Source organism: Bradyrhizobium nitroreducens, assembly GCF_002776695.1.
Taxonomy (GTDB): Bacteria; Pseudomonadota; Alphaproteobacteria; order Rhizobiales; family Xanthobacteraceae; genus Bradyrhizobium; species Bradyrhizobium nitroreducens.
Genome location: NZ_LFJC01000003.1, coordinates 1,953,496 through 1,962,476 on the forward strand (window position 1 = coordinate 1,953,496; position 8,981 = coordinate 1,962,476).

Annotated in this window: 8 protein-coding genes; 5 read left to right on the plus strand and 3 right to left on the minus strand. The window is 64.2% G+C overall.

Going from position 1 to position 8,981, the window contains the following annotated elements; translation table 11 throughout:
• Nucleotides 1-12: 12 nt before the first annotated feature.
• On the minus strand, nt 13-384 hold the full coding sequence (locus TSA1_RS09735; RefSeq protein ID WP_100176156.1) for a response regulator: 372 nt from the start codon (nt 382-384) through the stop codon (nt 13-15).
• 230 nt (nt 385-614) lie between these two features.
• On the opposite strand from TSA1_RS09735, the gene TSA1_RS09740 reads away from it, so the two are divergent.
• Nucleotides 615-1,265, plus strand: a complete 651-nt coding sequence (locus TSA1_RS09740; protein WP_100176157.1) for a protein-L-isoaspartate(D-aspartate) O-methyltransferase — start codon at nt 615-617, stop codon at nt 1,263-1,265.
• Nucleotides 1,266-1,374: 109 nt separating this feature from the next.
• Nucleotides 1,375-2,760, plus strand: coding sequence for a LysM peptidoglycan-binding domain-containing M23 family metallopeptidase (locus TSA1_RS09745; RefSeq protein ID WP_100176158.1), 1,386 nt, complete (start codon nt 1,375-1,377; stop codon nt 2,758-2,760).
• A gap of 149 nt (nt 2,761-2,909) precedes the next feature.
• On the opposite strand, the gene TSA1_RS09750 is transcribed toward TSA1_RS09745, so the two are convergent.
• Complete coding sequence (locus tag TSA1_RS09750; protein WP_161497202.1) at nt 2,910-3,833, minus strand: LysR family transcriptional regulator; 924 nt, start codon at nt 3,831-3,833, stop codon at nt 2,910-2,912.
• 170 nt (nt 3,834-4,003) lie between these two features.
• Here TSA1_RS09750 and TSA1_RS09755 point away from each other — a divergent pair, with 170 nt between their 5' ends.
• From TSA1_RS09755 to TSA1_RS09765, 3 genes are all read left to right on the plus strand, one after another.
• Nucleotides 4,004-5,500 carry a M81 family metallopeptidase gene (locus TSA1_RS09755; protein WP_100176160.1) on the plus strand — a complete coding sequence of 499 codons (1,497 nt, stop codon included), beginning with the start codon at nt 4,004-4,006 and terminating at the stop codon, nt 5,498-5,500.
• Nucleotides 5,501-5,572: 72 nt separating this feature from the next.
• The gene (locus tag TSA1_RS09760; protein ID WP_100176161.1) at nt 5,573-6,502 is read left to right on the plus strand and encodes a polysaccharide deacetylase family protein; all 930 of its coding nucleotides are present in this window, start codon (nt 5,573-5,575) and stop codon (nt 6,500-6,502) included.
• A 60-nt stretch (nt 6,503-6,562) separates the two neighbouring features.
• Nucleotides 6,563-7,936 carry an MFS transporter gene (locus TSA1_RS09765; protein ID WP_100176162.1) on the plus strand — a complete coding sequence of 458 codons (1,374 nt, stop codon included), beginning with the start codon at nt 6,563-6,565 and terminating at the stop codon, nt 7,934-7,936.
• A 57-nt stretch (nt 7,937-7,993) separates the two neighbouring features.
• Here TSA1_RS09765 and TSA1_RS09770 read toward each other — a convergent pair.
• The coding region (locus TSA1_RS09770) for an ATP-binding protein (protein WP_100181058.1) at nt 7,994-8,981 on the minus strand (988 nt) is incomplete at its 5' end.

Consider the following 8,981-nt stretch of genomic DNA (forward strand, 5'->3'; position numbering starts at 1 on the left):
TGGAAATAGCGTCTACTCGCCGCGCAGCGCGGCTTCGATGGTCCTGCCGAGCGCGTCGAGCTGAAACGGCTTTTGCAGCGCCGGCCGGTCGCGGTACTGCTCGGGCAGGCCGGAGGAGCCGTAGCCGGTGGCGAAGATGAAGGGGCGGCCCTTGGCCTTGATCACGTCGGCGACCGGCGAGATCACCTTGCCGTTGACGTTGACGTCGAGAATGGCGATGTCGAATTCGGTCGCCTGGGCGAGCCGCATGGCCTCGGTGATGTCGCCGGCCTCGGCTGCGACCTTGTAGCCGAGCTCTTCCAGCATGTCCGCGACCATCATCCTGATCATCACCTCGTCCTCGACGAGGAATACAGAGCGGCCGGAAAGCCCTGTCGCGGTCATAGTGGAGTCCTTGCCCTTTGCCAAAAACGTTCGCAGATAACACGAATCGACGCAATGCGCGTTTCGACGAACGGATGCCCGAAAATGGTCATCGCAGCTCGCCCGTGGCAAGCCAATTTGTGGTCAAATGCTCCACGCGAAGGCTATCATGAGTTCCTGAGCAGGAACAGATTCTGCGTCCGGGCTTGAATGATGTCCCACCGGGCCGGGCAAGACAGCGTAAGCAGGCAATGACCTCCCATCAGCACCCGCCGGAAAAGATGATGTTTCAGCTCACGCTGAGGCGTCGGGGCATCAGCGATCAGGCGGTGCTGCGAACCATGGAGGAGGTGCCGCGCGATCTCTTCGTCGACGAGGCCGATCGCGACGGTGCCTATCGGGACAGTGCGCTGCCGATCGCCTGCGGGCAGACCATCAGCCAGCCCTTCGTGGTCGCCTACATGACCGAGCAGCTTCAACTCCGGAAGCAGCATCGTGTGCTCGAGATCGGAACAGGTTCCGGCTATCAGGCGGCCGTGCTGTCGCGGCTCGCCGGCCAGGTCCTGACGGTCGAGCGCTATCGCAAGCTTGCCGATGCGGCACGTGCCAGGCTCGAAAAGCTCGACTGTCACAATGTCGAGGTGATGCTTGGCGACGGGCTTAACCTGCCGCCCAATATCGGCCCGTTCGATCGCATCATCGTCACCGCCGCGATGGAGCAGATCCCCGAGAACCTGGTCGAGCGGCTCGAAGTCGGGGGTATCCTGATCGCGCCGGTCGGCCCGCATCAGGGCGTGCAGACGCTGGTCCGGCTGACCCGGACCGAAGGGGGGATCGAGCGCAGGGAACTCGTCGAGGTCCGGTTCGTGCCGGCACTGCCCGGCGTGGCGCGGGAGCTGTAGAATTCCGGATCGGCTGTGCCGCCAACATCTTATTGGGAGGGTTAAGCCGTTATTTACTCGACGCGTGTTTACTTAAAACACCAGTTCTGTTGCGTACGAGTGAGTAACCATGTCCGCTGTCGCCGAGTTGCTTTACTCGCGCCGCGTGCCGCAGGTCGCGGTGCTGGCGCTGATCTCCTTCAGCTTCGCAGGGTGCAGCGCCGACATGTCGTCGCGACTGTCCCAGTCGAACTTCTCCAATCCCTTCGCCTCTGACCAGACCGGTTCGGTGCAGCAGGCACCGCCGCAGCAGCCGCGTGAGCTGCCGCAATATGCGCGGCCGCAGACGCAGCCCGGTTATTATCAGTCGCAGCCCTTGCCGCCGCCGGCGGTGTCCGCTCCGCAATCCTATCCCGTCGCGGGTGGTGGCGGCGTGTCCGGAGGCGGGCGCGGCGTCAGCTCCTACGCGCCCCCGGCGCAGCCGCATCTGGAGACCACGGCCACCGTGCCGCCGCGCTCCGTTGCGGCCGCCCAGCCGGCTGGCGGGACCAAGATCATCGTCGGCACCAGCGACACGCTCGACGTGCTCGCCAAGCGCTATCACGTCACGCCGCAGGCGATCCTCGCCGCCAACGGCTACAAGGGCCCGCGCGCGCTCTCGCCCGGCCAGCAGCTGATCATTCCGCATCCGGCCACGGCCGCTGCGCCCGCACCTGCGTTGGCTCCCGTTGCGGCAGCTCCGGCCGCGAAGCCGGTTGCCGCCTTGGCTGCGCCGCCGAGCACGCACTTCGTCAACCACGGCGACACGCTCGCCAGCATCGCCCGCAAGAACCATATTTCGTCGGCCGAGCTCGCCCGTGCCAACGGGCTCGATCCCTCGGCCAAGCTCAAGCTCGGCACCAAGCTGACCGTGCCCGGAGCGAAGACCGCTGCCGTCGCGGCGCCGGTTGCTGCGGCCCCCGTCGGGGCTGCTCCGGTTGCGGGGACGCTGCAGCCCGTTGCGGCTGCGCCCGCGCCAGCCACGAGGATGGCCGCCGCCGCGCCCGTGCAGAGCGCGCGCCTCGCTCAGGCCACCGCCAATGTCGAAGAGAAGCCCACTGAGGCTCCCGCGAAAGCCGCGGAGACCACCAGCGCGCTTCCGACCTTCCGCTGGCCGGTCCGCGGCAAGGTGGTCACCAGCTACGGCGCCAAGACCAACGGCAAGTCCAATGACGGCATCAATCTCGCGGTGCCCGAGGGGACGCCGGTCAAGGCGGCCGAAGACGGCGTCGTCGCTTACTCCGGCAACGAGCTGAAGGGTTACGGCAATCTGGTCCTGGTTCGGCACTCCAACGGCTACGTCACCGCATATGCCCATGCGAGTGAGCTGTTGGTGAAGCGCGGCGATACCATCAAGCGCGGTCAGGTCATTGCCAAGTCGGGTCAATCCGGGGAGGTGGCGTCGCCGCAGCTCCACTTCGAGATCCGCAAGGGATCGAGCCCGGTTGACCCGCTTCAATTCCTGAACGGGGCGTGAGGCGAGGTTTGGCGGACCCCGATGGGCCGGAGTCTTCTGGTTCTAGCTAGGTCAATGAATGCGAGGCACGTCCCTGTGCACCCGGGACGTGCCTTTCTCTGTCAAAGGGTTCAAGAACAGGACGCGAGCGCTCGGTCTGATCGTCGCGCCTAAACGGCGACTTCCCACATGGCTGATTTTCGCGCCAGAAAGCCGATGACCTCCCTAACTGCCCGACTTTGAAATCGGCCGCTTCGGATCAGGACATGAACCCTCATTCCGTTGAGGACCCGACTTGTCGTCGGAAGCACGACGAGGCGTCCCGCGGCGACGTCCGCTGCCGCCGATTGTGCCGACATGAAGCTCACGCCAAGTCCCAGGGCTGCGAACTCGCGAAGCGACGTGAGAGAATTGGTGACGAGGCGATCGGCGATGACAACCTTCGCCGCCGCGGCGGCACGACTGACGGCCTGCTGAAGACCGAAGCCGGCCGCCATCTGGGCGATCGGATAGCGGGCAGCGTCCTGGAGGCTGACCGGCTGCTTGGCCCTCGCCAATGGATGGTTTGGAGCGACGATCATGCAGACCGGCTTTCGCCGGCTCACGACGGCTTCGACGGGTGGCGAAGGCTCGATGCAATAGGCGATGCCGACGTGAGCCTTGTCCTGCGCAACCATTGCGACGAGATCGCGAACGCCGGCCTGCTCCAGAGTGATATCGACTCCCGGGTGCTGCCTGCCGAATTCACACAATGCCCAGGTCATGAGATCGGGTATGAACCCTTCGCCGCCGACGATGTGCACCCGGCCGCGCAAGGTCTTCCCCATATCGCCGAGGCGGACGAGCAGTTGCTCTTCTTGCGCTTTACGCGTTTCGCAGAATTCCAGGAGCAACGCTGCAGCTTCGGTGGGTTTAACGCCCCTGCCGCGGCGTTCCAAAAGGCGAACGCCGAGCTGTAGCTGCAGGCGTTGAATATGTCGGCTGACGACGGAAGGTTCGACGTCGAGCCGATCCGCCGCGCCGCGCACGGATCCGACGGTCACCGCCATCCAGAAGCTTCGCAGATGGCGCTCGCTCAAATCTGCCCAGTCCATGACTCCGCCGCAATTGTTGTCGCTACGGCAACGATCATACGCACATGCGATCATTGTTCGCCACTGCGACCCGGTAGATTTTCAAGATCAATGATGCGGACGCTGAATCACAATTGAAGCGCCGCCGCCTCTCAAATTAGACGGCCGGACGCTGTCGTGAAGGTTATGAAGTGAAAGTCCTGATCGCTGGATTCAAGCACGAAACGAACACGTTTGCGCCCAATCGCGCCGATTGGAAGGCGTTTGAGAGCGGCGAGATGTTCCCGCGCCCAACGCATGGCCGGGCGATGCTGGACCTGATCTCCAGCGTCAACGTGCCCGCCACGGGATTCATCAGGTCTGCTCGGGCCCGAGGCTGGGACCTTCTGCCCAGCCTTTGGTGCGGCGCGGTTCCGTCGTCGTACATCACCGACGATGCGTTCAATCAGATCTGCGACACGATCGTTGGAGATGCGAGACAGGGAGGCTTCGAGGCCGTTTATCTCGACCTTCATGGCGCCGCCATGTCCGTGAGCCACGATGACGCGGAAGGCGAGTTGATCGCGCGAGTGAGAGCGACTGTCGGAGATGATATTCCGATCGTCTGCAGCTTGGATCTGCACGCGAATGTAACGACGCGGATGTTGAGTCTGGCCGACGGACTGGTGTCTTACAGGACCTATCCTCATATCGACTACGTCGAGACGGGCGAACTCGCCGCCGAGCTGCTGGCGCGCCGGGGCCAGCGCAGCGGCCGGGAAAAGCTCACTTTCGTCCGGCTGCCCTTCCTTATCCCGCTGAATGCGCAAAGTACCACGATCGATCCCGCGCGAGCGGTCTACAATGAGCTTCTCCGTCTGGAGCGGCAATACGACGCCATGCTGAGCTTCTGCATGGGCTTCCCGGCATCGGATTTCGAAGAATGCGCGCCGATGATCTGGGGGTATGGGGAACGGTCGGCACCTGCCGTGGATCAACTGGCCAGGAGTGCCGGGCAGCCTCAGAAATGGCGGCAACACGTCTACGAGGCGCGCGAAGCGATCGCGCTCGCGCTTGAACGGACGGCGGATACGGGCAGACCGATCGTGATCGCCGACACGCAAGACAATCCAGGTGTGGGTGGAACGGGCAGCACCACGGGCCTGCTTCACGCGCTCCTCGCCGAGGGAGCGGGGCGGGCATATCCGGGCCGTGTGTGTTTCGGCATGCTGTTCGACCCCGACGCTGCGGCCGCAGCGGTCGCGGCAGGCGTTGGCGCAGAACTAACGTTTGAGATCGGTGCGATGATTCCAACCTGGGACGGCTGGAGCGATCGGCCGGTATCCGGCACGTTCAAGGTTCGTGCCGTCGCCAGTGGCAGGGTCACCTTCAAGGGTCCCAAGATGACGGGATTCGTCGCGGAGCTCGGACCGTCGGCCTGTCTCGAGATCGAGGGTGTGCTCGTCGCAGTCATCAGCGCAAAGGTCGGTACTCAAGACCGCGAGTTGTTCCGATCGCTCGGTATCGCGCCCGAGGACATGCGCCTGATCGTGGTCAAGAGCTCCAACCATTTTCGCGCAGACTTCGAACCTCTGGTTGCCGATCCGGAGCGGGACGTCCTGATCGCCAAGGCGGCGGGGGCGATGGCGATCGATCCAGGTGATCTGCCGTGGAAGAAATTGCCTGACACCATTCTTAGGCGACCATAGCCAGTCAGACTTGCTCGGCCCCGTCCGAGCCAAATCGAAGCAATCTCGCCAAGCCGAACCCGGAGATCGACGATGTCGCAGGCCACTCAACAGGAACCTTGGCAGTGGGAGGAGGCGCATTGGCGCCGCCTTGTCAACCAGGTGCGCGCGGGGCGTTCCTATCGTCCAAAGACCTGGAAAGGCGGAGCGCGTTGCGCCGTCGCCTTATCCTTCGATTCGGACCACGAGACGAACGAGCTGCGCGACGGCGGCAAGTCGATCGGTCGCATGTCCTGGGGGCAGTATGGCAACCGGGTCGGCGTCCCGCGCATCCGCAAGCTGCTGGATCGTCACGGGGTGAAGGCGACCTTTTTCGTGCCCGCCGTGGCCGCACTGCTTTATCCGGACGAGCAGCGAAGTCTCGTCGCGGATGGCCACGAGATCGGTGTGCACGGCTGGATTCACGAGCTGAACTCGGTTCTGCCCTACGAGGCGGAACGTGACCTGATGTTCCGCTCGATCGATGCGCTGGAAGAGCTGTCCGGCGTGCGGCCGGTTGGCCTGCGAACACCGTCCTGGGATTTCAGCCCGAACACCCTGCGCATCGAGCAGGAGCTTGGTCTGCTCTACGATTCCTCGCTGATGGCGGACGAGGACTGCTACGAGCTTGAACTCGACGGGACGCCGAGCGGCATCACGGAGCTTCCCGTGGAATGGGTGCGCGACGACGCTGTCTATTTCATGATGAACCGCTTCTCGGCGCTACGACCCTACACCCCGCCTGACGCTGTCCTCGACATCTTCCGCCGCGAGTTCGAGGCGGCCTACGCGGACGGCGGCCTGTTCCAGCTGACGATGCACCCGCACATCATCACCCAGCGCTCGCGCATATGGATACTCGAAGAGATCGTCCGGCTCGCCAGAGCAAAGGGCGACGTTTGGTTCGCGACCCACGCCGAAATCGCCACCTACGCCAAGGCGAACGCTGAGTCAGGCGCTCCATCACCAGGAAAATCCGAGTGAGTCCCGCCCTCGCAAAGAGCGTGGGTCGTGAAGGCGCACAACAACTGGGGAAGATGTCGAATGATCTCATCGGCTGATCTTGCCGCCACGTCGAATGGCGAACGTTCAACGACCTCCGTCGAGGCCAATTCGGGCGAGGGAAGGGGCGAGCAAATCGCCATTCGACGGGCGATCCTATCCTGCGGCCTCGGCCAGATGTTCGAGATTTACGATTTTCTGATCTACGCCTTCATGGCAGCGCCACTCGCGCGGGCCTTTTTTCCATCGACCGACCCGATGGCGGGGTTGCTCTCGACGTTCGCGACCTTTGCGGTCGGCTTCTTCATGCGGCCGGTCGGTGCTGTCGTCATCGGGTCGTACGGCGACAGGTTCGGACGCCGAGCCGCGCTGGTGATGACGATCGGCCTCATGGCAGCGGGCACCGGCGCGATCGGTTTGCTGCCGACCTATGCGACCTGGGGCGTCGCGGCGCCCATCCTGCTCATCGCCTGCCGGATGGCGCAAGGCTTTTCGACAGGCGGCGAGTGGGGCGGCGCGGCTGCCTTCCTGGTCGAATATGCCCCGGCAGGGAAGCGCGGTTGGATCAGCAGCTTCCAGCAGGCTGCGACGGCGCTCGGTCTCCTACTGGCAACGGCCGTCTCTTATCTGCTGACGACGTTCTTCGAGCCCGAGGTGTTCAACGCCTGGGGGTGGCGTCTGGCCTTTCTGCTCGGCTTCGTGCTCGGTCCGGTCGGTCACTACCTGCGAACCCATGTTCACGAAACTCCCTCTTTCGAGCGGGCTGCCGAGAAGCAGGAGGTCATCGAATCGCCGGTCCGCTTGGCGATCAGCCGCTACCGCAAGCCTCTGCTGATCGGCTTCGGCGTCAGCATCTGTGCTTGCGCGATCAACTACATCTTCCTGGTTTTCTTTCCGAGCTTCGCACAGCAACAGCTCAAGATTCCAGCTTCCACGACTTTTCTATCGACGGCCGTGTCGGGTGTCGTCTATCTCGTGCTCGCGCCGGTGATGGGCGCGGTGTCAGACCGCGTCGGACGCCGACCGGTCTTTCTGGCCGCCTCGGCGTTCTCGGCGGTCGGCGCCTACCCGCTGTTCATGCTTGTCGTGTCGATGCCGAGCGCAACGGGTCTGATCCTGACCCAGGCTCTCGCCAGCGTCCTTCTCTCGATGTATTGCGGGCCGCTCTGCGCGATTCTGTCGGAGCAATTCCCGACGCGCATTCGCTACAGCGCTCTTTCGATCTCCTATGGGCTCGCGGTCACGATTTTCGGCGGTCTCGCGCCGTACATCAGCGCGCACCTGGTGCAGATGACGGCCAATCCCCTTGCTCCGGCCTTCTACGTCACGATCACGGCAGCGCTCACCTTCGTCGCGACACTCTTCGCGCAAGAGCGCGCGAGGCTGCCGCTTCCGGAGGAAAGCGTGTCCACATGAAGATTGACGACGACAAGCATGCCGGAAGTGACAGTTCCGGGCGGGCGGTGACTCCGGCTAGCTCGCGGCCAACTTCACGCCCAGCCGTCCCGCCAGTTCCTGCACGAACTGCCAGGCGACGCGGCCCGAGCGCGAGCCGCGGGTGGTCGACCATTCCAGCGCCTCGCGCTCCAATGCCTCGTCGTCCATCTTGACGCCGAAATGGCTGCAATAGCCGCGCACCATCGCGAGGTATTCGTCCTGGCTGCAGCGGTGGAAGCCGAGCCAGAGGCCGAAGCGATCCGACAGCGACACCTTCTCCTCGACCGCTTCGCCGGGATTGATCGCAGTCGAGCGCTCGTTCTCGATCATGTCGCGCGCCAGCAGATGGCGGCGGTTGGAGGTGGCGTAGAGGATGACGTTTTCGGGCCGGCCCTCGATGCCGCCTTCGAGCACCGCCTTGAGCGATTTGTAGGACGCGTCATTGCCGTCGAAGGAGAGGTCGTCGATGAACACGATGAAGTGGAAGCTGGCGTCCCGCAGCTTCTCCATCAGCATCGGCAGGCTCTCGATGTCCTCGCGGTGGATCTCGATCAGCTTCAGCCTGTCGGCCGGCTTGCGCTCGGCATTGATGCTGGCATGCGCCGCCTTCACCAGCGACGATTTGCCCATGCCACGCGCGCCCCAGAGCAGGGCGTTGTTGGCGGGCAGGCCATTGGCGAAACGCTCGGTGTTCTCCATCAGGATGTCGCGCATCCGGTCGACCCCCTTCAGCAGGAACAGCTCGACGCGGCTGACCCGGGGCACCGCGGCGAGGCGTCCGTCGGGGTGCCAGACATAGGCATCGGCCTCTTTGAACGATTCGCGTTCGAGCGCCGGCTTGCCCTGGGCGGACAGGAGCGCCGCAATGGTCTCCAGCGCGCGGACGATGCGCTCCTGCGAGAGGTCCGGGGAGGCCGTGACGGCCCCCTTTGGAGACCGCTTGGAAGCCCCCTTGGGGCGTTTTGCCGCGACGGGGGCGGGCGGGCGGGCAGGGGTGCGGGGGCCTTTGCCGGCCGGGCTTTTG

Coding starts and splice junctions, on each gene's coding strand:
- TSA1_RS09735 (WP_100176156.1), bottom strand. CDS start 384: ATGACCGCGACAGGGCTTTCCGGCCGCTCTGTATTCCTCGTCGAGGAC.
- TSA1_RS09740 (WP_100176157.1), top strand. CDS start 615: ATGACCTCCCATCAGCACCCGCCGGAAAAGATGATGTTTCAGCTCACG.
- TSA1_RS09745 (WP_100176158.1), top strand. CDS start 1,375: ATGTCCGCTGTCGCCGAGTTGCTTTACTCGCGCCGCGTGCCGCAGGTC.
- TSA1_RS09750 (WP_161497202.1), bottom strand. CDS start 3,833: ATGGACTGGGCAGATTTGAGCGAGCGCCATCTGCGAAGCTTCTGGATG.
- TSA1_RS09760 (WP_100176161.1), top strand. CDS start 5,573: ATGTCGCAGGCCACTCAACAGGAACCTTGGCAGTGGGAGGAGGCGCAT.
- TSA1_RS09765 (WP_100176162.1), top strand. CDS start 6,563: ATGATCTCATCGGCTGATCTTGCCGCCACGTCGAATGGCGAACGTTCA.